Annotated in this window: 23 protein-coding genes; 7 read left to right on the top strand and 16 right to left on the bottom strand. The window is 40.9% G+C overall.

All coding sequences use genetic code 11. The annotated features are described in order from the left end of the window. Positions 1-15: 15 nt before the first annotated feature. Positions 16-993, bottom strand: a complete 978-nt coding sequence (gene hemB, locus PSF31_RS10490) for a porphobilinogen synthase (protein ID WP_096863772.1) — start codon at positions 991-993, stop codon at positions 16-18. Positions 994-1,182: 189 nt separating this feature from the next. After that, a complete protein-coding gene (gene ribA / locus PSF31_RS10485; protein WP_036958118.1) occupies positions 1,183-1,779 on the bottom strand; it encodes a GTP cyclohydrolase II in 597 nt (198 codons plus the stop codon). 213 nt (positions 1,780-1,992) lie between these two features. On the opposite strand from ribA, the gene PSF31_RS10480 reads away from it, so the two are divergent. The 5 genes from PSF31_RS10480 (at position 1,993) to yciH (ending at position 5,450) form a co-directional block, all read left to right on the top strand. Then, positions 1,993-2,715 carry a phosphatase PAP2 family protein gene (locus PSF31_RS10480; RefSeq protein WP_094960539.1) on the top strand — a complete coding sequence of 241 codons (723 nt, stop codon included), beginning with the start codon at positions 1,993-1,995 and terminating at the stop codon, positions 2,713-2,715. 145 nt (positions 2,716-2,860) lie between these two features. Next, positions 2,861-3,178, top strand: coding sequence for a LapA family protein (locus PSF31_RS10475; protein WP_004254219.1), 318 nt, complete (start codon positions 2,861-2,863; stop codon positions 3,176-3,178). Between the two features lie 6 nt (positions 3,179-3,184). After that, the gene (lapB, locus tag PSF31_RS10470; protein ID WP_004254221.1) at positions 3,185-4,357 is read left to right on the top strand and encodes a lipopolysaccharide assembly protein LapB; all 1,173 of its coding nucleotides are present in this window, start codon (positions 3,185-3,187) and stop codon (positions 4,355-4,357) included. A gap of 44 nt (positions 4,358-4,401) precedes the next feature. Then, positions 4,402-5,127, top strand: coding sequence for an orotidine-5'-phosphate decarboxylase (gene pyrF / locus PSF31_RS10465; RefSeq protein ID WP_036957709.1), 726 nt, complete (start codon positions 4,402-4,404; stop codon positions 5,125-5,127). Further along, a complete protein-coding gene (gene yciH / locus PSF31_RS10460) occupies positions 5,124-5,450 on the top strand; it encodes a stress response translation initiation inhibitor YciH (protein ID WP_004254225.1) in 327 nt (108 codons plus the stop codon). Before pyrF ends, yciH begins: the two co-directional genes overlap by 4 nt. Positions 5,451-5,521: 71 nt before the next feature. On the opposite strand, the gene nadS is transcribed toward yciH, so the two are convergent. The 12 genes from nadS to PSF31_RS10400 all read right to left on the bottom strand — a co-directional run bounded on the left by nadS (position 5,522) and on the right by PSF31_RS10400 (position 15,853). Next, positions 5,522-5,806 (bottom strand): NadS family protein, encoded by a 285-nt coding sequence (nadS, locus tag PSF31_RS10455; RefSeq protein WP_096863771.1) that lies wholly within the window; start codon positions 5,804-5,806, stop codon positions 5,522-5,524. 1 nt (position 5,807) lies between these two features. After that, positions 5,808-6,140 (bottom strand): type II toxin-antitoxin system RelE/ParE family toxin, encoded by a 333-nt coding sequence (locus PSF31_RS10450; RefSeq protein WP_036957715.1) that lies wholly within the window; start codon positions 6,138-6,140, stop codon positions 5,808-5,810. Positions 6,141-6,291: 151 nt separating this feature from the next. Then, the gene (osmB, locus tag PSF31_RS10445) at positions 6,292-6,510 is read right to left on the bottom strand and encodes an osmotically-inducible lipoprotein OsmB (protein ID WP_036957717.1); all 219 of its coding nucleotides are present in this window, start codon (positions 6,508-6,510) and stop codon (positions 6,292-6,294) included. Positions 6,511-6,711: 201 nt separating this feature from the next. Further along, a complete protein-coding gene (locus PSF31_RS10440; protein WP_096863770.1) occupies positions 6,712-8,655 on the bottom strand; it encodes an exoribonuclease II in 1,944 nt (647 codons plus the stop codon). A 139-nt stretch (positions 8,656-8,794) separates the two neighbouring features. After that, positions 8,795-9,436, bottom strand: a complete 642-nt coding sequence (nth, locus tag PSF31_RS10435) for an endonuclease III (RefSeq protein WP_004254236.1) — start codon at positions 9,434-9,436, stop codon at positions 8,795-8,797. A 19-nt stretch (positions 9,437-9,455) separates the two neighbouring features. Next, positions 9,456-10,172 carry an electron transport complex subunit E gene (locus PSF31_RS10430; protein ID WP_094960545.1) on the bottom strand — a complete coding sequence of 239 codons (717 nt, stop codon included), beginning with the start codon at positions 10,170-10,172 and terminating at the stop codon, positions 9,456-9,458. Beyond that, complete coding sequence (gene rsxG / locus PSF31_RS10425) at positions 10,172-10,801, bottom strand: electron transport complex subunit RsxG (RefSeq protein ID WP_096863769.1); 630 nt, start codon at positions 10,799-10,801, stop codon at positions 10,172-10,174. Before rsxG ends, PSF31_RS10430 begins: the two co-directional genes overlap by 1 nt. A gap of 10 nt (positions 10,802-10,811) precedes the next feature. Next, positions 10,812-11,897 (bottom strand): electron transport complex subunit RsxD, encoded by a 1,086-nt coding sequence (gene rsxD, locus PSF31_RS10420; protein WP_096863768.1) that lies wholly within the window; start codon positions 11,895-11,897, stop codon positions 10,812-10,814. An 11-nt stretch (positions 11,898-11,908) separates the two neighbouring features. Continuing rightward, positions 11,909-14,140 (bottom strand): electron transport complex subunit RsxC, encoded by a 2,232-nt coding sequence (gene rsxC / locus PSF31_RS10415; protein ID WP_164561002.1) that lies wholly within the window; start codon positions 14,138-14,140, stop codon positions 11,909-11,911. Next, complete coding sequence (gene rsxB / locus PSF31_RS10410; RefSeq protein WP_094960547.1) at positions 14,133-14,747, bottom strand: electron transport complex subunit RsxB; 615 nt, start codon at positions 14,745-14,747, stop codon at positions 14,133-14,135. The genes rsxC and rsxB overlap by 8 nt, the downstream gene beginning before the upstream one ends. After that, on the bottom strand, positions 14,747-15,328 hold the full coding sequence (gene rsxA, locus PSF31_RS10405) for an electron transport complex subunit RsxA (protein WP_004254254.1): 582 nt from the start codon (positions 15,326-15,328) through the stop codon (positions 14,747-14,749). Before rsxA ends, rsxB begins: the two co-directional genes overlap by 1 nt. An 84-nt stretch (positions 15,329-15,412) precedes the next feature. Further along, complete coding sequence (locus tag PSF31_RS10400; RefSeq protein WP_094960548.1) at positions 15,413-15,853, bottom strand: DUF2569 domain-containing protein; 441 nt, start codon at positions 15,851-15,853, stop codon at positions 15,413-15,415. A gap of 128 nt (positions 15,854-15,981) precedes the next feature. On the opposite strand from PSF31_RS10400, the gene PSF31_RS10395 reads away from it, so the two are divergent. Together PSF31_RS10395 and PSF31_RS10390 are read left to right on the top strand one after the other, a co-directional pair. Next, entirely contained in the window at positions 15,982-17,025 is a 1,044-nt protein-coding gene (locus PSF31_RS10395; protein WP_096863766.1) for an oxidoreductase, read from the top strand. 60 nt (positions 17,026-17,085) lie between these two features. Continuing rightward, on the top strand, positions 17,086-18,063 hold the full coding sequence (locus PSF31_RS10390) for a bile acid:sodium symporter family protein (protein WP_094960550.1): 978 nt from the start codon (positions 17,086-17,088) through the stop codon (positions 18,061-18,063). Between the two features lie 252 nt (positions 18,064-18,315). Here PSF31_RS10390 and add read toward each other — a convergent pair whose 3' ends face one another. Both add and PSF31_RS10380 read right to left on the bottom strand, forming a co-directional pair. Beyond that, entirely contained in the window at positions 18,316-19,317 is a 1,002-nt protein-coding gene (add, locus tag PSF31_RS10385; protein ID WP_096863764.1) for an adenosine deaminase, read from the bottom strand. Positions 19,318-19,529: 212 nt separating this feature from the next. Then, positions 19,530-21,176, bottom strand: a complete 1,647-nt coding sequence (locus PSF31_RS10380) for a YdgA family protein (protein ID WP_232062957.1) — start codon at positions 21,174-21,176, stop codon at positions 19,530-19,532. Positions 21,177-21,229: the final 53 nt, after the last annotated feature.

The raw sequence follows: 21,229 nt of genomic DNA, 5'->3' as shown, positions 1-21,229 counted from the left end.
TTTAACTGAATGAGATTATAGCGCGTTGGCTTCGGCTAATTGTAAAGCAAAATAAGTGAAAATAAGATCAGCACCTGCGCGTTTGATTGACCCCAGTGTTTCAAGAGCCACACGAGTTTCATCAATTGCACCCGCTTGAGCAGCAAATTTAATTTGTGCATATTCGCCACTGACTTGATAAGCACCGATAGGTAATTGGGTATGCTCGCGTAAATCACGAATAATATCCAAATAAGCCCCAGCAGGTTTAATCATTAGCGCGTCAGCACCTTCACGTTCATCAATTAGTGATTCATGTAGTGCTTCACGGCGGTTCATTGGGTTCATCTGATAGGTTTTTCTATCCCCTTTAAGGCATGAACCCGCTGCATCTCGGAATGGGCCATACAGTGCTGAAGCAAATTTTGTGGAGTAAGACATAATGGCGGTGTCTGTAAAACCAGCTTCATCAAGTGCATGACGAATTGCGGCAACTTGCCCATCCATTGCAGCAGATGGGGCAATAAAATCAGCACCTGCGCGTGCAGCGGCAACCGCTTGTAAACCTAGGTTATGGATGGTTGCATCGTTATCAACGATATGGCCGTGCATGACACCACAGTGACCATGGGAAGTGTATTCACAAAAACAGGTGTCAGACATCACTATCATTTCAGGGACGGTTTCTTTACAGATACGTGACATACGTGCCACTAAACCATTTTCTTGCCATGCATCACTACCATTATCATCAAGATGATGGGAAACCCCAAAGGTCATCACTGATTTTATTCCTGCATTTGCGATACGCTCAATTTCATAAGCAAGGCGTTTTTCAGGAATACGCATAACACCCGGCATGCTGTTGATTGGCATATAGTCGTCGAGTTCTTCTTCAACAAAAATTGGCAAGCAAAGGTCATTAATAGAAAGGTGAGTTTCTTGGAATAAAGTGCGGAATTTTTCAGTTTTACGCAATCTTCTCATGCGTTGAATGGAATGCAGGTTGTTCACAGTATCTCCTGGTAGTATGCGGAATAAACCTCAAAAACTCAGTTTATTCGTCAGGGTAATCAGATGGCTAACAGTATAAACCTTATGGAAAGAAAGTGAATATAGCCGTGGATAAATGGCACACTTTGAATGGTGATAATGAAATAGGAAAAATAAAGGGAAGAGCAGAACACTCTTCCTTTGCTGAGGTCATTGGTGCTTAAATAGCATATGGCCCATTTTTTCTGCTTTAACGTCAAGATAATGTTCATTACTTGGGTTGCGGCCAACGATCAACGGAACACGTTCTACCACGTTAATTCCAGCTTCACGCATAATATCGATTTTTCTCGGGTTATTCGTCAATAAGCGGACTTCATTTATCCCCAATAACTTATACATATCAGAGCATAAGGTAAAATCACGTTCATCCGCTTTAAAGCCTAACTTAATGTTAGCTTCAACCGTATCTAAGCCTTGATCTTGCAATGCATAAGCTCGGATTTTATTCAGCAAGCCAATATTTCGGCCTTCTTGACGATGGTAAAGTAATACCCCTCGGCCTTCTTTACTAATCTGAGAGAGTGCGGCTTCTAATTGAAAACCACAATCGCAACGTAGACTAAATAACGCATCTCCTGTTAAACATTCGGAGTGGATCCGGCTGAGTACCGGTTCATTTCCTGAGATATCGCCAAAAATTAACGCTACATGATCACGACCGGTTGCGATTTCTTCAAAACCCACCATCAAAAATTCACCAAAAGGTGTAGGAAGTTTTGCTTCGGCAACGCGTTTTAGCTGCATATTTTCTTTCATTAGTTAAAGTAACTCTTGCTTAATTAATAACGTTTATCGATATAAAGTAGCTTAACTATAATACATCGATGCTATATGACGTTTAGCATATAGAGGTTGGTATTCTTTGCACACGACCAACGCTGTATTACTATAACAGAGTTAATAATAGGTGAATGGAATATTTGTATATTTAATAGAACTTTATTTGGAACACGTTGAATGAAAAAAACTGTTTTGGTCGTTTGTACTTTTGCATTGTTATTAATTATGCCTCCCATGGTGATGATAGTTACAGGGTGGCATTGGTCACCAGAAACCCAGTTTAACTCAATGAAATGGATACTCTGGCTGACAGACACTGCGGGAGCACCTTATAGTATTTTAACGTCTCTGTTATTTCTTGGAGCTGTTGTATTTATCTTTCGTTCAGAAAAAAAACAGCGACTGAAAATATTGCTTGTTCTTGTTGGCATTGTATTACTGCAGCAAGGTTTGAAGACGGCATTAAAAAGTACGTTTAAAGAGCCTCGCCCTTATGTGGAATGGCTAGCAACCGAATATCAAATTCCTTCATCAGACTTTTATGCGTTAAAACGTAGTGAACGAGCAAAATTAATTAAAGACACCGTCAAACAAGATGAATATATAGCGAAATGGCAGCGTAAACACTGGCAAGCAGAAACCGGATATTCTTTTCCTTCTGGTCATATGTTATTTGCGGCTGGCTGGGCATTGTTTTTAATTGCGCTTTTTTGGCAACAACGTTTATACGTTTTATCGATAGGGCTCGCTATTTGGGCTGAGGGTATTGCATTTAGTCGTATGTTGTTAGGCATGCATTGGCCTATTGATATAATTACTTCAGTGATCATCAGTGCGTGTTTTGCCTTATTTGGTTATTATATTTTGCGAGCATGGGGAATACTGAGTAAAACCGATTAATCTTTCATCAAGTTAACCATTATTAGGGGAGATCTGACTTAAATCTCTCATTGTATAAAATAAATTGCTTTGTCTGAATGCGTTGGAAATGCTACCTTAACAGGTAGATATTATTGGATGAATAGAACTGATAACGGGAATAAATGTGAAATATTTTCTGATTTTATTACTAGCGGTCGCTTTTTTTATTATTTCGATTACGCTAGGTTCAAGCAATGATCAGGTTATTACATTTAACTACCTGATTGCAAAAGGGGATTTTTCATTATCGACCCTTCTTGCATCACTTTTTGGTGTCGGTTTTGTGCTAGGTTGGCTAGTTTGTGCTGTGTTTTATTTACGAGTCATTGTTAGCCTGAAAAACGCACGTCGTAAAATTAGACGTTTAGAATCACAATTAGGTGCTGGAGAAAGTCATATTTCCGATTCAACCTCATTAGTGACGACTCAGAACAAGGAATAATCCTGTATGTTCGAGTTGCTGTTTCTGCTGCTACCAGTTGCTGCTGCTTACGGTTGGTACATGGGGCGCAGAAGTGCTCAACAAGATAAGCAACAACATGCGAATCGCTTGTCACGTGATTATGTGACAGGCGTTAATTTCCTATTGTCTAATCAACAAGATAAAGCTGTCGATTTATTCCTCGATATGCTAAAAAATGAAGATAGCTCTGCTTTTGAAGCACACCTCACGTTGGGAAATTTATTCCGTTCTCGTGGTGAAGTTGAACGCGCCATTCGTATTCACCAGTCGCTGGTGGAAAGTGCCGCTTTATCATTTGAACAACGCTTATTAGCAACTCAACAACTCGGTCGAGATTACATGGCTGCTGGGGTTTATGACCGAGCAGAAAACATGTTTCAACAATTGACGGATGAAGTCGATTTCAAACAAAGTGCCTTACAATCCCTGTTAAATATTTATCAATTAACCAGTGATTGGACAAAAGCTATTGAAACAGCAGGTAAACTGGTTAAATTAGGGCATACAGAGCTACGTGAGCAAATTGCACATTTTTATTGTGAACTAGCGACTCAACAACTTGCTAGCGATGATCTCGAAGATGCACTGATCTTTTTAAATAAGGCAGAGCAAGCCGACAACCACTGCGCTCGGGTCTCAATTATGAAAGGGCGCTTGTTCATCGAACAAGGTAATTACGACAAAGCAATTCATGTCCTAAAACAAGTCTATGAGCAAGATAGAGAGCTCGTCGCTGAAACGCTACCTTTGCTGTTTGATTGCTACCAACATACTGGCCAAGCCGATGAGTGGGAAGATTACCTACGTCAGTGTGTTGCGGGTAACTCAGGGGCTATTGCAGAGCTTTATTTAGCGGATATTATTGTTGAAAAGCAAAATCACGAAGCCGCTGCAAATTATATTAATGACCAAATTCAACGTCATCCTACCATGCGTTTATTTTATCGTTTAATGGATTACCATCTTGAAGAAGCTGAAGATGGAAGGGCAAAAGAAAGTTTGATTTTGCTACGAAAAATGGTAGGGGAGCAAATTCGTACCAAACCCGATTATCGTTGCCATAAATGTGGGTTTACATCACGTGCATTATATTGGCATTGCCCATCTTGTCGCTCGTGGGACACGATTAAACCTATTCGTGGGCTAGATGGGCAGTGACAGCGTCACTTTTTAAATAATAACGACTCTTTAAAGGCTAAGAAATGATTTCCTCAACTGAGAACCACACACATTCACCAATTATTGTGGCACTTGACTATGAAAATGCTAATGAGGCTTTGGCTTTTGTGGATCGCATTGACCCACGTGATTGTCGCTTAAAAGTAGGCAAAGAAATGTTTACTTTTAATGGTCCTCAATTTGTTAAGTCACTCCATGATCGTGGTTTTGATGTTTTCTTAGATTTGAAGTTTCATGATATTCCAAATACTGTTGCCCGAGCGGTTGCAGCTGCGGCTGAAATGGGGGTATGGATGGTTAATGTTCATGCAAGTGGTGGTGCTCGTATGATGGAGGCGGCACGCCAATCTCTTGAGCCTTATGGTAAAGAGGCGCCATTACTCACAGCAGTAACCGTATTAACGAGTATGGATGAATCTGACCTCATTGGTGTTGGGATTAATCTGTCACCAGCTGCTCATGCAGAGCGTTTGGCCTTATTAACCAAACAATGCGGGCTAGATGGTGTTGTTTGCTCTGCTCATGAAGCCCAACGTTTAAAACAAATTTGTGGTGCCGATTTCAAATTAGTTACCCCAGGTATTCGCCCAATGGGAAGTGATGTTGGGGACCAACGCCGCATTATGACACCACAAGATGCAGTGAAGGCGGGTGTGGATTATATGGTGATTGGTCGTCCGATTACGCGTAGTGAAAACCCAACTACCACATTACAACAAATCAATCAGTCTATTGAGGGTTTGCTATGAGTGATTCAAATAGTCGTCTTGTTTACAGTACAGAAACAGGGCGTATTGCTGAAGATAAACCCAAAATTGAAAGGCCTAAAGGTGATGGTATTGTGCGGATCCGCCGTGAGACATCAGGTCGTAAAGGAAAAGGGGTTTGTGTTGTAACTGGACTTGACCTTGAAGACAGCGAATTAGCTAAATTAGCGGCTGATCTTAAAAAGAAGTGTGGCTGTGGCGGAGCTGTCAAAGACGGTAACGTTGAAATTCAAGGCGATAAACGTGATGTTATCAAACAGTACCTTGAGGCGAAAGGTTTTCAAGTTAAGTTAGCTGGTGGCTGATAGGTTCGAAAATTTTACTGTTTGTCATGAGTGGCTACTTAGAAAGCCACTCATTTATAACGAAGAAGTGGTCAAATTGCTGCTAACTCAGCAAATAAAGCTGGGTTACGTTTAATGGCGATGAGTATTTTAGCTGCTAGCCCTGTTGGGTTTCGTCGTTTAAGTTCCCAACTTTTAATTGTATCTAGGCTAGTTCCTAGTGCATGAGCTAATTCGCTTTGGGAAACATTCAGTTGTTCTCGAATAGCTTTGACATCAGTAATTTCGTAACGAGTAACATTAGCGGCTTTTTGATGGCCTTGTTTTATTTCAACAGCTTCTTCTAAAGAGGCTTTTAATTCGTTGAATATACTCATTTTATACCTCATTTTTTAGTAATTTCGTTAGTTTCTTTAATTCTGCTTTTTCTAAGTCATTTAGCGTATCTTTGACATTTTTTGGATAAGCCATTATAAAATAAATAATTTCTGCTGTAGCTAGGAAATAAATAACTCGTACACTTGCACTTTTTCCTTTATTACCAGTTGCCATCCTAATTTTACGAAGCCCACCCGTTCCTTGGATGATATCGCCTTTATCTGGCCATGCGATAAGTTCATTTTGTAATATCCTAAGTTCTTCTTGTGTGGCGATAGATTGGATTTGTTTGGTAAAAAAGCTGGTTTCAATAAATTCAATTGCGTGACTCACAGGGTTCCCTCCCTTTGTATTAATTGCAAGTGTACTTTGTACACTTTTTGCCGTCAATAGTTTAATAGATTATCGGATATAAAAAATAAAATAGCGTTCATAATGAACGCTATTTTAGATTAAGGAGAGCGACTAAAGGATATTATGAGATTTATTTGCCTACTTGGTGGCCAATAATTCCGCCAATAGCCGCACCACCTACGGTTCCTATGGAACTTCCGCCTGTCAATACAGCACCACCAACAGCTCCTACACCGGCACCAATCGCTGTGTTTTTATCGCGTTTAGACATATTTGAACAGGCACTGACGCTGATAGCGACAGTAGCTATCACCATGAATGATAAAATACGTTTGCTTACTGTGTTCATTTTAATGACCCTTAATACAGATTTAACAGTTAACAAAATATCATGATAGGTAAATTTACGAATAAGAATAATCAGGAAAAAATATGGAAAAGTGTTTGCAGTTTAACGTTTAATGCGAATTTTAGGTTGTAAAAAAGTAGATAGAAAAATAAAAGACCATAGGTTTCAAACTATGGTCTTTAAAGAGTAGCAGAAAAGCTGTTATTCGGCTGGTCTAGCGACGATATTACGTGTTTCCATACGAACTTCATTAATGGTGACATTGATAATATCGTTAAGTTGGTAAGCTATTTCACCTTTAACAAGTACATTACCTGTTTCTTGGCTACATTGGATCTCATCACGAACACTATGAATAAAAGGCGCAGGAACAAAAGCTACAGCACCATTATCTACCAAACGGACTCTTACGCCACCGCGAGTGATATCAATAATTTCAGCTGGGAATTTGGTACCCGTACCTTCAAAAGGTTTTAAGTAACGAGAATAGAGCCAATCACCCACATCACGTTCAGCCATGCGGTTTGCACGACGACGTTCGGCTAACTTGATTGATAATTCTTCGGATGGCTTATTCGTTGAAGGTTTACCAGCAATAATAGATTTGATTAAACGGTGGTTGACGATATCGGTATATTTACGAATTGGTGAAGTCCAAGTCGCATAAGCTTCAAACCCTAAACCAAAATGCGGGCCGGGCTCAGCTTTGACTTCTGCAAAAGTTTGGTAACGGCGGATGCGGCTATCGAGGAATTGGGTCGGCTGTGCATCTAGTTGACGGCGTAGTTGGCGGAAGCCTTCTAGTGATAATAATGATTCAGCCGTTGTTTCAATGCCGTTATCTTTAAGCGTTTGCACGACTTGGTCAATTTGCAGGGGTTCAAAGCCCATATGCACATTAAATACGCCAAATCCTAATTTTTCTTTCAGTACTGCGGCAGCACAGAGGTTAGAGGTGATCATGGCTTCTTCAACAATGCGATTAGAACTGCGGCGACGTTCAGTCACGATATCAACCACAATTCCTTTGTCATCTAATACAAAGCGGTAATCAGGGCGATCTTTGAACACGAGTGCATTGTTTTCGCGCCATAGTAAACGCCTATCTGCCATTTCTTTAAGCAGCAAAATTTGTTGTTTGTCAGTGTCATTTGCTGGCTGCCAACTGCCTGTATTTTCAAGCCAATCAGAGACTTCGTCATAAACTAATTTAGATTTTGATTCGACCCAAGCGCTGAAAAACTCAATATTATCGTCAATGCGACCATCTTCTTTGATGAGCGCAATGCAGACTAAAGCAGGGCGACGTTCATTTGGGCGCAAAGAGCACAGGTCGTCAGATAATTTGCGCGGTAGCATTGGAATATTAAAACCCGGTAAATAGTTGGTGTAGCCACGGGCTAAAGCCAGTTTATCGAGTTCGCTACCTTCTGGTATATAGCTTGTTGGGTCAGCAATAGCGATATACAGTTTTAAGTCACCATTATCGGTTTTTTCAACATAGAGTGCGTCATCTATATCTTCAGTACTTGCATTGTCTATGGTCGTAAAGTGCAAGTGAGTTAAATCAACTCGTTCAATACCTTGGTCATCACGTTCGCTATCAACCATTTGCGGTTCATTACGGTCTAATTGGTGACGGCGTAACGTTACCCACCATGGTGCAAAATGATCATCTCCGTCAGTGATAAACTCAGTAATTTCAGCGTAGAAGGTTTTATCGCCTTTTAATGGATGGCGTCGCATTTGTGCAACAACCCAATCATCTTGCTTAAACTCATGAGTAATGCCATTGATAGGACGGCAAGAAATCATATCCTTCAGTAATGGATGATCGGGAATGACAAATAAACGGTTATCATTTTCTTTCTTTTGTATTTTCCCAACAAACCTATCTAAAAAAGGTTCTACCAGTTCTTCTGGTTCTGCAAATTCACGGTCTTTATCGGTATGAACCGTAGCAATAACACGATCACCATGCATGACCTTTTTCATTTGAGGAGGCGGAATGAAATAGCTTTTTTGGCCATCAACTTCGAGAAAGCCAAAGCCTTTTTCTGTACTTTTTACCAGCCCTTCGACGCGTGGGGTTTGGGCATGTAGTTTTTGTTTAAGCTGTGCGAGCAGTGGGTTGTCTTGGAACATACTTACCGTTTAATTAATATTGGGTTTGGCTCTATTGTTACGTAAGACAAAGTCTTAGAGCAAGGAAAAAATGCGTTACCGGCTAGATTCATGATTAAAAGTATCGTTTATCTATAACCTATTCAAAATAGTATCTTGGTCAATCTTCTGGATATATTTTATCTTTAAATTCGCATAAATCTTCGATAATACAAGAGCCACAGCGGGGTTTGCGGGCAATACAAGTATAACGTCCATGCAAAATAAACCAATGGTGACAATCTACTTTAAACTCTGCAGGTACAACTTTAAGGAGTTTGTCTTCAACTTCAACGACATTCTTACCAGGAGCAAAGTTAGTACGATTGCAGACACGGAAAATATGCGTGTCAACGGCGATAGTCGGCCAGCCAAATGCGGTATTAAGAACCACATTTGCCGTTTTGCGGCCAACACCCGGTAAAGCTTCTAAAGCCTCTCGGTTTTCAGGGACTTGGCTGTTGTGCTTTTCGATTAAAATTTGACAGGTTTTATAGACGCTTTCAGCTTTGGTATTAAATAAGCCAATGGTTTTAATGTACTCTTTTATTCCATCCACACCGAGTGCCATAATAGCTTCAGGCGTATTAGCTACAGGATATAGCTTTGCTGTCGCTTTATTGACACTCACGTCAGTAGCTTGAGCTGATAATAAAACGGCGATTAATAGCTCAAAAGGGGAGTTAAATTCTAACTCCGTTGTAGGGTGTGGGTTGTTATCCCGTAGACGAGTTAGAATTTCAATGCGTTTTGATTTATTCATTGCTCACAAAATATCGTTGTTAAGAAATATGGCTGCCGCAACCTTGCTGTTTTTCATATTCACGTTCTGGTTGAATACCAGATTGTCGTGCGGCTCTTTTTTTCATTTTTTCATCAATTAAGTATTTCGCAGCTAATAGTAGTGCTAGGCCAATGAAGGCACCAGGCGGTAGCATAGCGAGTAAAAATGGAGAATCAAGATGTAATACTTCAATACGAAGGGAGGTAGCCCAAGAACCGAGTAACAAGTCAGCGCCATCAAATAAGGTCCCATTCCCTAAAACTTCACGAATTGCTCCTAGAACAAGCAAGGTCGCGGTTGCACCTAAGCCCATAGCAAACCCATCAAGGGCAGATAGCCCAACAGGATTACGAGATGCATAGGCTTCTGCGCGTCCAATCACAATGCAGTTGGTAACGATTAACGGAATAAAGATCCCGAGAGATTCATATAAACCAAAAGCATATGCGTTGATTAACATTTGTACCGCACTAACAACAGAGGCAATAATCATCACGTAGATAGGGATGCGAATTTCTGATGGTACCCAACGACGTAAAGCAGAAACTGCAACATTAGTACAAACTAAGACTAATGTGGTCGCTAAGCCTAGCCCTAATGCGTTGGTTGCTGTTGATGACACAGCGAGCAGCGGACAAAGCCCTAATAATTGAACTAATGCAGAGTTGTTTTTCCACAAACCTTGCACTAATAAGTCTTTAGATGAATCGCTCATTATTCGTCCCCACAGCGTGGATAATTCGATAATTGTTGTGGAATTTGTTGCATAAATACCGCAGTACGTTTAGTGGCATTGACGACTGCTCTGGGTGTAATTGTTGCCCCAGTAAACTGATCAAATTCACCTCCATCTTTTTTAACTGCCCATTTAGGGTCATTATCAGAGGTTATTTTTTTACCACTAAAATAAGTAATCCAATCAGATATTCGTGTCTCAATTTTGTCACCAAGCCCAGGTGTTTCATGATGTTCTGTAACACGAGTTCCCAGTACTGTACCGTGAAAATCTGTACCGACTAATAAAAGTATAGCGCCTGAGTAGCCGTCTAATGCGGTTGTTTCCAAGGCAGCAGCAACAGGTTCGCCATTTTTACGGGCTAGATACAAGCGCCTAGGTTGTTTATTACCCAGTATGGCCTCATTAGTGACTAAATAACACTCTTTTGCGAGGTCGTTATCGTATAAATCACTTGGTATTACTTGGTCGAGTAGTTTTTTCTGAACAATAGCAGCTTGCTCAGCAATAGTCTCTTTCGTTAACGTGTACACTGCAGCGCTAAGCGCAGTGGTTCCTGCTGCAAAGATGGCTAACGTTACCCCATGGCGTCTCATCGTGTTCAACATACGGTTATCCTTACTTATGTCCATGACCGTACGCACGAGGCTGCGTATAGTAATCAATTAATGGAACAGTAATATTGGCGAGTAACACGGCAAAAGCAACAGCGTCAGGGTAACCACCGTATACACGGATCACCCAAACAAGAAAACCGATAATCACACCAAAAATAATCCGTCCCTTAGGCGTTGTCGATGCGGTGACAGGGTCAGTGGCAATAAAAAATGCCCCTAGCATAGTGGCACCAGACAATAAATGAACCCATGGCGACGCATGTTGGCTATCATCAATTAAATAACTAACAATAGATAAAACTGCCAATGTACCTAAGAACGAAACCGGAATATGCCAGCTAATAATACGGCGCTGTAATAAGAACAAACCACCCACTAAATAGCCAATATTCACCCATTGCCAACCAATTCCCGCTAAGGAACCTTGTAAAATAGGTTGTTGTAATACTTCAGAAATAGAATGAGTCAGTAGGCCCGTTTTAAAGCTATCAAGCGGGGTCGCTTGGCTCATGCCATCAATGCCTGTACGTAGTTGCTCGAGGGTAATACCTGTTGGAGTATGGCCACTGAGAATAATGGATAGGCTATCAAGTGCAGAAATCGACATATTTTGTAATTCATGCGGAGGTAGCCAGTTTGTCATGTGAACAGGGAATGATATTAGCAAAACGACATAACCCACCATCGCAGGGTTAAAAGGGTTTTGCCCCAATCCACCATAACATTGCTTAGCAATCGTAATAGCAAAAAATGTCCCTAATACGATCATCCACCAAGGTGAGAGCGGAGGTAGGCTGATAGCTAACAATAATGCGGTCACAATGGCGGAATTATCTTTTAGTACAGGAACCACAGGTTGTTGGCGTAAACGAATAGAAACTGCTTCTGTGATAACCGCTGTTAGCACCGCTAAAATAATTTGGTATAAGGTGCCAACGCCAAAGAAATAAACTTGAGCAGCAATACCCGGTAGTGCTGCTAAAAGTACCCAAAGCATCACTAAACTGGTGCTTTGATTGTTATGAGTAAATGGCGCACTAGCAATTTTTAAACGGCGATTTTTCGCATCAATTGGCCTAAATTTCATCTCGTTATCACTTACTCTGTAGTCGTTTGTTCATGTTGTTTTTGTGCTTGCTTTGCTTTTACTCGCGCGATCGCAGCGGTAACGGCAACTTTTCGAGGGTCGGTTTCCTCTTCAATGGGTTGTTCCGCGGCGGGTGTAAGCTCTTCTTGTGCGAGTTGTTCTGCTTGAGCTGCTTTTTTGGCTTTCGCACGAGCAATGGCGGCCGCAACAGCCGCTTTGCGTGGGTCAACCTCAGCGTCAGTGACCGTTTCAGCAACTGGCTCAGTTGCAGATTGCGCTTGTGCGGCTTTTTTGGCCTTCGCTCGTGCAATGGCGGCAGCGACAGCTGCTTTGCGTGGGTCAACCTCTGCATCAGTGACGGTGTCAGCGACTGGCTCAGTTGCAGGTTGCGCTTGTGCGGCTTTTTTGGCCTTCGCTCGTGCAATGGCAGCTGCGACAGCCGCTTTACGTGGATCAACTTCTGTGTCAGTGACTGCGTTAGCGACTGGCTCAGTTGCAGGTTGTTCTTGTGCGGCTTTTTTGGCTTTCGCTCGTGCAATGGCGGCTGCCACAGCGGTTTTGCGAGGATCATCCGTGGCCTCTATATCAGTAGGTTCTACTGGTGTATTGGCCAGTTTTTCCGCCTGTTTAGCACGTGCTTGTGCTTTACGGGCTTCGCGAGCAGCAATCACAGCACTATTGTCTGGTAATTCACCGGAAACAATCTTAATTGGTTCGGTTGTCGCACTTTGTTTGGCTTTAACCCGGGCTAAAGCTGCATTAACGGCATCTTTATCAGCGCTATCTACCTGTACAGCAGCTTTTTTATGACGTTCTTCCCGCGCTTGCTTATCACGTTCCATACGCAACTGTTTTGCTTCAAAACGCAATTTTGCTTCAGCGGCACGGCGCTCTTCTTGAGCTATTTCACGAATTTCTGCTTTTTCTTGACGATAATATTGCACTAGCGGAATATTACTTGGGCACACATAAGCACATGCACCACACTCTATGCAGTCAAATAAATTATGTTTTTGCGCTTTTTCGTGTTCATCTCCTTTACTGAACCAGTAAAGTTGCTGAGGAAGTAACCCTGCTGGGCAGGCATCAACACACAACCCACAACGAATACACGCTTCTTCTAGTGCTTTAGGTCCCATTTCTTCCATTGTGGGAACCAGTAAACAGTTACAAATTTTTACGACAGGGACATTCAGGTCGGGTAGGGTAAAGCCCATTAAAGGCCCCCCCATAATCACCATTTGTTCTGGCTCTGGGTTAAAACCTGATTGCTGTAATAGATGTTTAACCGGAGTCCCTAAACGAGTCCAAAAATTACCCGGTTTACTGATTGCTTCACCAGTAACGGTTACCACACGCTCAATCAATGGCTGACCATCGATAACCGCACGCTTAATGGCGACGACAGTACCCACGTTTTGCATTAACACACCAATTTGTGACGAACGCGCACCGGATGGCACTTCTTTTCCCGTCAAAATTTTAGTCAGCTGTTTGGCACCACCTGATGGGTATTTTGTTGGTATAACTCGGATGAATATTTGTTTGTCTTGCGAGGTGACAGCATCTTTTAGGGCTTGGATAGCCTCGGGTTTATTGTCTTCAATACCAATTAATACTTGGTCTGGGGTTAATAAATGCTGTAAAACACGACAGCCTTCAATAACTTCCTGTGCATGTTCTTGCATTAACCTATCATCAGCTGTGATATAAGGCTCACATTCAGCTGCATTAATGATTAATGTTTTAATCGCATCTTGACCACCGGCCAATTTTGATGCTGTTGGGAAACCTGCACCACCGAGGCCGGCTATCCCAGCTTGTTCAATTTTTTGCAGTAATTCAGCACGGGTTAGTTGAACGTAATTAGGCTCTGGGGACAAAGTACACCATGTATCATGGCCATCGGCTGCAATACGCACACACAATTCTTTTAAGCCTGAAGGGTGTGCCGTTACCATAGGTTCAATTGCAGTGATCACCCCTGAAGTTGATGCATGAACAGGTACAGTACGCCCAAGCCCTTTAGTCAATGGCTGGCCTTTTAATACGGAGTCGCCAACCTGAACAATTAGCTCTCCCTCAGGGCCCAAATGTTGTTGTAATGGGATAATCAGCTCATTGGGCACTGATGCAATACGCATCGGTGTTTGGCTAGATTGTAGCTTCATTTCAGGCGGATGGATCCCACCTTTAAAATCCCAAATATTATCTTTTTTCAACCAATTAAAGAGCTTAAGCATGAGTTTCACCTCTTGCTTTAGTGACAAGCTGTTCATTGGGTTCAACACTAATATTTTTTACTGGGATAGTGTTTAAATCCCATTTCCAATTGGCTGTAGTCGTTTTCACAGGAACAAGCTCAATACAATCTGTAGGACAAGGGGCGACGCATAAGTCACAGCCTGTGCACAAGTCTTCAATCACAGTATGCATGGCGCGGGTTGCGCCAACAATGGCATCAACAGGGCAAGCTTGAATGCATTTAGTACAACCAATGCAGTTTTCTTCGTCGATAATAGCCACTTTACGAACGGGGTTTTGCGCGGTTTCATCGCCATCAATCGGCTGAGGGTCGACATTAAGCAACTCAGCGATTTTTAGCATGACTTGCTCGCCACCAGGGGCGCATTTGTTGATCATTTCCCCATTATTTGCAACCGCTTCGGCGTAAGGACGGCAGCCAGGGTAACTGCATTGACCGCACTGGCTTTGAGGCAATATCGCTTCAACTTGTTCGACAATAGGGTCTGCTTCAACTTTAAAGCGTAATGAGGCGTAACCTAACATCAGCCCAAATATCAGGCCAAAAACGGCTAATATACCGATAGCAATCCATACAGACATCATTAGAATTTCACCAAACCACTAAAGCCCATAAACGCGAGAGACATCAAGCCAGCTGTAATTAGCCCAATTGATGATCCTTTAAATGGAGCAGGAACATTGGCAACAGCTAAACGTTCGCGAATAGCGGCAAATAAAACCATTACTAATGAGAAACCCACAGCAGCGCCAAAACCGTACACGGCAGACTGCATAAAAGTATGAGACATATTAATATTTAATAAGGCAACACCAAGAACCGCACAGTTGGTGGTAATTAAAGGTAGAAAAATACCGAGTAAACGGTAAAGCGTTGGGCTCGTTTTCCTGACCACCATTTCAGTAAACTGTACAACAACAGCAATCGCTAAAATAAAGCTTAGCGTCCGCAGATAGACAAGGTCGAGAGGAATAAGGACAAGTGTGTCAATCAACCAAGAACTGATTGACGCTAATGTCATAACAAACGTCGTTGCTAAGCCCATTCCAATGGCCGGTTCGAGTTTTTTTGAGACGCCCATAAAAGGGCATAAGCCAAGGAATTTAACGAGAACGAAGTTGTTAACCAGCACTGTTCCAACAAAGAGTAATAGATAATCAGTCATGCTATTGCCTGAAATGAAAAAAGAACAAAAACTGGCCGAAGCCAGTTAAACTATCATTATGATATCAAGCAATTTATGTGATGCTTATCGATCTTGTGTGAAAGTCATTTTCACACGTTGAGAGCGTTTTAAATAAGGGACAAAGAAACCCGCGCCAATTAAAGGCCATGCTAAGACTTGCAAAGCGGTTTCATCGTCAATAGGTGAAAATGCGAAGGTTTTTATACCTAATAATAATAAAATGAGTAGCCAAATAATAAAACGGCGGGGAAAATGCTTTGAGCGAGAAAACATCAGTTGCAGTACATGAATACTGAAAATAGTCATCCCAACAGCGATGGCAAATGACAGATACCAAGCGGCAGGAATAAAACTTGTCCAATGATCAACAGTCGTGACAATCTCATAAAATTTAATGCAATACATAACAGTCATACTGCAAACAGCTAAAAAGGTTAATAACAAATAGATCGCTGGAACTAATAGCCAGCCAGTGATGCGGTTAGCGTCATAAACTGAAGTCATAATTAATCAAACCCATTTTGGCAAATTCGCTGGACAATCTACAATCCTATCATAGATTTATTTGCCATTTCATTCCTTCTGATGGTACTTTTTATCTCTACCTGAGTTTATCGTTGTATGAGGTCTAAATGTCTAAACCAATTAAAGTCGCGATCATCGGATATGGCTATGCCAGTAAAACATTTCATGCTCCCTTCCTTGGTATTTTAGAAGGGTATGATTTAACAACGATTTCTAGCAGTGACCCGAGTAAGGTTAAGGCAGATTGGCCAAATATTCATGTTGCGGCCTCTCCGGAAGCTGTTTTTGCTGATAAAGATATCGAACTAGTCGTTATTCCTACGCCTAATGATACTCACTTTCCTCTTGCTCAAGCGGCATTAGCAGCAGGGAAGCACGTCGTTGTCGATAAACCATTTACATTAGATGTCTCACAAGCAGAACAATTAAAACAACAAGCGGAGCAAGCAGGAAAATTACTGTCGGTTTATCATAACCGCCGATGGGATTCAGGTTTTTTAACAGTTAAAAAAATATTAGAAGAAGGTAAGCTAGGCGATATTAAATATTATGAATCACATTTTGACCGTTATCGCCCGTTAGTTAGGCAACGTTGGCGTGAAGCTGATATTCCTGGAGCAGGTATTTGGTACGACTTAGGGCCGCACTTGTTGGATCAAGTCCTGCAGTATTTTGGTAGGCCTTTAGGGATCAGCGTTGATCTTGCTATGATCCGCCCTAATGCACAGGCAGTGGATTTCTTTCATGCCGTTTTGCAATATGCAGATAAGAAGGTTGTATTACATGCAACAACATTAGCTGCTGCACCAACACCGATATATGTTATTCATGGAATGAATGGTAGTTATGTTAAATATGGTTTAGATACCCAAGAAGACTGTTTAAAAGCTGGCAAACGACCAGAAGGGGCTGATTGGGGAGTTGATACCAATATGGGTAACGTGACGTTGTCACAAGGTGATGAGCTTATAACACAATCGTGGCCAAACCAACGCGGTAATTATGGTGGTTATTATCAAGGGATATATGATGCGATTCGCCATGGTAAACCAAACCCCGTCACACCGAGCGAAGCAATAGATATTATGAAGCTTATTGAAGCAGGTATACGTTCGGCAAAAGAAAAACGCACAATCGAAGCAATATTTTAACGTCATTAACGCACACTATAAGGCCAGTTAACATAACTGGCTTTTATTATGGATAATCGAATGAATTTGCTAGCTAAACTGAGAATCGACCCATTTTTACTTATCATGATTGGCGTTGTCATTCTAGCCAGCCTTTTTCCTTGTGAAGGCGATATAAAAACGGGGTTTCAATATTTAACTACTGCTGCAATTGCATTATTGTTCTTTATGCATGGGGCTAAGTTATCTCGTGAATCAATAATGGCAGGGATAGGGCATTGGCGTCTCCACCTCTTGGTTTTTGCGAGTACATTTATTGTATTTCCTATCGTAGGCTTAGGGCTTGCGGTGATTGTACCTAAATGGATGTCACCTACCGTATATATGGGCTTTTTATACCTATGTGCTTTACCTGCAACTGTACAATCAGCAATTGCTTTCACCTCGGTGGCCGGGGGAAATATTGCCGCGGCTATTTGTAGTGCATCAGCGTCAAGCATTCTTGGGGTTTTTCTTTCACCAATCTTAGTGGGTTTATTGATGGATGCTGATGGCAGCCAAGCCATGGATACGCTCAATGCAATAGGGTCTATTTTAATGCAATTGATGCTGCCATTTGTTGTGGGGCATTTATCTCGACCATTGATTGCCAATTGGATTAACCGTAATCGTAAGTTAGTGAATATGACTGACCGGTCTTCAATATTGTTAGTGGTTTATGTGGCATTTAGTGAAGCGGTTGTCGAGGGGATTTGGCAGAAAATAGACGCATTTTCACTCTTTATGATTGTGGTTGTCACTTGCGTTATTTTATTTATTATCATTGTATTCAATACATTGGCTGCACGGTTGCTAGGTTTTAGCAAAGAAGATGAGATTACTATCGTGTTTTGTGGCTCGAAAAAGAGCCTAGCTAACGGAGTCCCAATGGCGAACGTCTTGTTTCCTGCTGCGACAGTAGGGGTCATCTTATTGCCACTGATGATTTTCCATCAAATACAACTTATGGTCAGTGCTGTACTTGCACAGCGTTATGCTAAACGATTATCGACCAAATAAGCACAAATATTGAGGGGATTAGTAACCCCTCATGTTTTTTGCTGTTTATTTATAAGGGTACTTATTTAGTTACAACATACAATAGAGCTTTATAATTGATACATTAACAACAGTATTTATACGTTAAGTATAAAAAAGCTAACTAGAGAGGGAAGTAATTGATTAATGATGACGGTCTATTGGTGTGTAAAGAGATGTGAAATGTTTGAGAGAGTTATCAGGGTTATAATAAATACCCTGATAACATTTAAATTAACGGGTAGCGGCTTTATGTAAGAGCGCTTTTTTCTCACTTTCAGATAAAAATGCCATACTTAGGCCATTACGTTGCGCTTGTTCTATTTCTGCTGAAGTTAAACCTGCTTGCGGGGCTGCAACTTCATACTCATAGCGTAACTCAATACCTTGAACTGCTGGGTCATCTGTATTAATTGAAGCCAATACACCTTGTTGCAAAAAGGTTTTTAATGGGTGTTTAGCAAGGGATGGCACAGTGCTTGTTTGAATATTTGATGTTAAACAGCTTTCCATACCAATTTGATGTTTTACTAGATATTCAATTAAAGCAGGGTCTTCTATTGCTTTTACACCATGGCCAATTCGTTGTGCACCTAATACATTGATAGCATGCCAAATACTGTTCGCTCCAGCCGCTTCACCTGCATGAACAGTGATATTTAACCCTGTATCTCTAGCTTTGATAAAGTGTGACTCAAATAACTCTCCAGGGAAACCTAGTTCATCTCCAGCTAAATCTAAAGCACATAAGTGATGACGATGAGCGAATAGTCCTTGTAATTCAGTTGTACAGGCTTGTTGGCCAAAAGTACGGCTCAAAATTCCAATTAAATTAATTTTAATGTCGAATTGTTGGCACCCAGCACGCACGCCATCAATAATAGCTTCAACGACACCTTCTACAGGTAGCTGGTGTTTCATGGCCATATAGTATGGAGAGAAGCGTAGCTCTGCGTAATCGATACCAGCATTAAAAGCATCTTCGACATTTTCAAATGCCACACGGCGGCATGCTTCTAAATCTGCTAAAACAGCGACTCCCCAATCGAGTTTTGCTAAGAAACCGACTAAATCAGCTTCTTGTCCTATAATTTGGACGTGAGGGCGCAAAGCTTCAAGTTCTGTCGCTGGTAATTGAATGTGATGCTGTTCTGCTAAGGAAAGAATCGTTTCTGGGCGGATATTGCCATCAAGGTGGCGGTGTAAATCGGTTAAAGGTAAATGTGTTTTAATCACGGAATGATCCTTTATCTATTTTCTATCCTCATTTTGGCTTTTATTTTGCTAAAAGCAATTTTAAATCACGAAAAATGTGAAACATGATCAATAATTACATTTTATATGTGATGTATCTCACATTTAAGTGGGGTGTCAAATAAAAAAGCCAGCTATATGGGGTCACTTCATATTAACTGGCTTTTGTGACTAAATTGTATCGATTAGATTAATTAGTTAGCTGGCGCTGCATCTTGTGGTGCTAATTCAGGCTCAACTTCCATTTCTGGTGCTGGTTCTGCATCTGGAGCAGGTACAGCTTCATATTCTAATGCATCTTCTGGGTTAGACATCACTTTCATCTTAGTGAGGAACTCAGCTAAGGTATATTTGTCATTGTTGAATGTCAGGTCATTACCTGCAAATTTGATAGTCATAGTTAAATCATTTTCGCTATCAATCATCCAAGGTGATTTTTTCTGTTTAGCTTTTTCAGCACGTTCTTCATCTGTCATAAACATTTCTTCAAATGGAGAAGAGAACATATCTGAAGTCAGCATTTGCTGAACACCTTCAAATTCAGAAGTAACCATACCTTTCATTTCTTTCTTAGTATCAGCATTAACTGGAACACCTTGATCTAAAATCATTGCTTGAGTCATTGATTCGATGATCATTGGCTTGTTCAGTTTTAAATTGAAATCAAAAGAAGTAATGAGTTGCTTGATAGCTTCATCAACTTTGTTAGACATTGCTAACGCAGTAATTTCATCTTGGTTCCATTTATTAAATGTGATGTTTAGGTCAACTGAACTTTGGCCAGCTTCATTTTTCCAGTAGAAGGGGCTAACAGTGAATACAGGCTTGCTTTTCATTAGCTCTGGCAATGTTGTAGACATCATTTCCATCGCTAAACGCTCTGTTGCTTCAGTTGGGTCACCATTAGCTAAGCCTTGAGCTAATGCTTCATTATATTGTTCAACGAATTTACCTAATGCTTTAGCATCTAATTTTTCAATAGCAACAGTCAGTTCGCCAGAACCTAAGTTTTGCTCTAATGCCTTTAAGTCAGAGATGCTATAAGAAATATTCCCTTTCACATCTTCGCCAGTAATAGAGGTGTCGCTTGAAATTTTGAAATCTTTAAAAGAAAATTTAGTTTCAGGAATGTTGAAATCTGTATCAGCAATAACAAATGACTGGGTTCCAGTGTAGAAGCCATATTGTGATTTTGTTACATTAGAGACTAATTTTAAGCCTTTTAATGTCATAGATTCAGAGTTATCTTTTTTACCAATAACTAAATTATCAGTGACTAAAGTTGCATCAACGGCAGCAAGATCAGAAGTTGTTGATACATCAAACTTAGAACCACTGAAAGATAATGAAACGTCATCTTTCTTATACTCGACAGGGATCAGCTCTAAATTGGTATCAATACTTTTGCTATAGCCAATGACAGCAGAACCATGAATAAATGGTTTACCTTGAGTCGCTTCGAATAATTCTTTTGTCGTCGCGTTGTTAGCTAATTCAATTTGCGTCGCTGCTAATTTTGGTAATAAATTAAACTTAGCGACTTGTGATAATGGGAATGGACCGTGGTCAATATTCGTTTTGAATACAATTGAGTCTTCTGGTGATACTGAATCCGCAGAGGTGATTACGATATCTGCTTTAGATGAAAAAACACCTTTTTCATAATTTTCTACTTTAAAATTCAAACCTGACTCAGGCACATTTACAGCAAAAAAATCGTTGGTTTTGAGAATTACTCTATCAAGTTCATCTTTTACTTTAGAACCTGTATACCATGAAGCTCCAGTCCACACTGCCCCCAGAGCAACAATAACACCAACCGCGACTAATGACTTTTTCATTATAAACATCCATCCTTTCAGCACGTTATTGCCGTACTTATAAATTTATAAAA

Origin of the sequence: Providencia sp. PROV156, assembly GCF_028480905.1 — a bacterium.
GTDB lineage: Bacteria > Pseudomonadota > Gammaproteobacteria > Enterobacterales > Enterobacteriaceae > Providencia > Providencia hangzhouensis.
Note: the sequence above shows the minus strand (reverse complement) of the source record. Positions and strands in the feature narration are given on the sequence as shown.

What these genes read in the sequence shown, in the direction of transcription:
- nth (WP_004254236.1), bottom strand. Translation starts at nt 9,436, where the DNA reads ATGAATAAATCAAAACGCATTGAAATTCTAACTCGTCTACGGGATAAC.
- yciH (WP_004254225.1), top strand. Translation starts at nt 5,124, where the DNA reads ATGAGTGATTCAAATAGTCGTCTTGTTTACAGTACAGAAACAGGGCGT.
- PSF31_RS10390 (WP_094960550.1), top strand. Translation starts at nt 17,086, where the DNA reads ATGAATTTGCTAGCTAAACTGAGAATCGACCCATTTTTACTTATCATG.
- rsxA (WP_004254254.1), bottom strand. Translation starts at nt 15,328, where the DNA reads ATGACTGATTATCTATTACTCTTTGTTGGAACAGTGCTGGTTAACAAC.
- PSF31_RS10430 (WP_094960545.1), bottom strand. Translation starts at nt 10,172, where the DNA reads ATGAGCGATTCATCTAAAGACTTATTAGTGCAAGGTTTGTGGAAAAAC.
- rsxB (WP_094960547.1), bottom strand. Translation starts at nt 14,747, where the DNA reads ATGATGTCTGTATGGATTGCTATCGGTATATTAGCCGTTTTTGGCCTG.
- PSF31_RS10480 (WP_094960539.1), top strand. Translation starts at nt 1,993, where the DNA reads ATGAAAAAAACTGTTTTGGTCGTTTGTACTTTTGCATTGTTATTAATT.
- PSF31_RS10440 (WP_096863770.1), bottom strand. Translation starts at nt 8,655, where the DNA reads ATGTTCCAAGACAACCCACTGCTCGCACAGCTTAAACAAAAACTACAT.
- PSF31_RS10380 (WP_232062957.1), bottom strand. Translation starts at nt 21,176, where the DNA reads ATGAAAAAGTCATTAGTCGCGGTTGGTGTTATTGTTGCTCTGGGGGCA.
- rsxD (WP_096863768.1), bottom strand. Translation starts at nt 11,897, where the DNA reads ATGAAATTTAGGCCAATTGATGCGAAAAATCGCCGTTTAAAAATTGCT.
- lapB (WP_004254221.1), top strand. Translation starts at nt 3,185, where the DNA reads ATGTTCGAGTTGCTGTTTCTGCTGCTACCAGTTGCTGCTGCTTACGGT.
- nadS (WP_096863771.1), bottom strand. Translation starts at nt 5,806, where the DNA reads ATGAGTATATTCAACGAATTAAAAGCCTCTTTAGAAGAAGCTGTTGAA.
- rsxC (WP_164561002.1), bottom strand. Translation starts at nt 14,140, where the DNA reads ATGCTTAAGCTCTTTAATTGGTTGAAAAAAGATAATATTTGGGATTTT.
- PSF31_RS10395 (WP_096863766.1), top strand. Translation starts at nt 15,982, where the DNA reads ATGTCTAAACCAATTAAAGTCGCGATCATCGGATATGGCTATGCCAGT.
- pyrF (WP_036957709.1), top strand. Translation starts at nt 4,402, where the DNA reads ATGATTTCCTCAACTGAGAACCACACACATTCACCAATTATTGTGGCA.
- rsxG (WP_096863769.1), bottom strand. Translation starts at nt 10,801, where the DNA reads ATGTTGAACACGATGAGACGCCATGGGGTAACGTTAGCCATCTTTGCA.
- ribA (WP_036958118.1), bottom strand. Translation starts at nt 1,779, where the DNA reads ATGCAGCTAAAACGCGTTGCCGAAGCAAAACTTCCTACACCTTTTGGT.
- osmB (WP_036957717.1), bottom strand. Translation starts at nt 6,510, where the DNA reads ATGAACACAGTAAGCAAACGTATTTTATCATTCATGGTGATAGCTACT.
- PSF31_RS10400 (WP_094960548.1), bottom strand. Translation starts at nt 15,853, where the DNA reads ATGACTTCAGTTTATGACGCTAACCGCATCACTGGCTGGCTATTAGTT.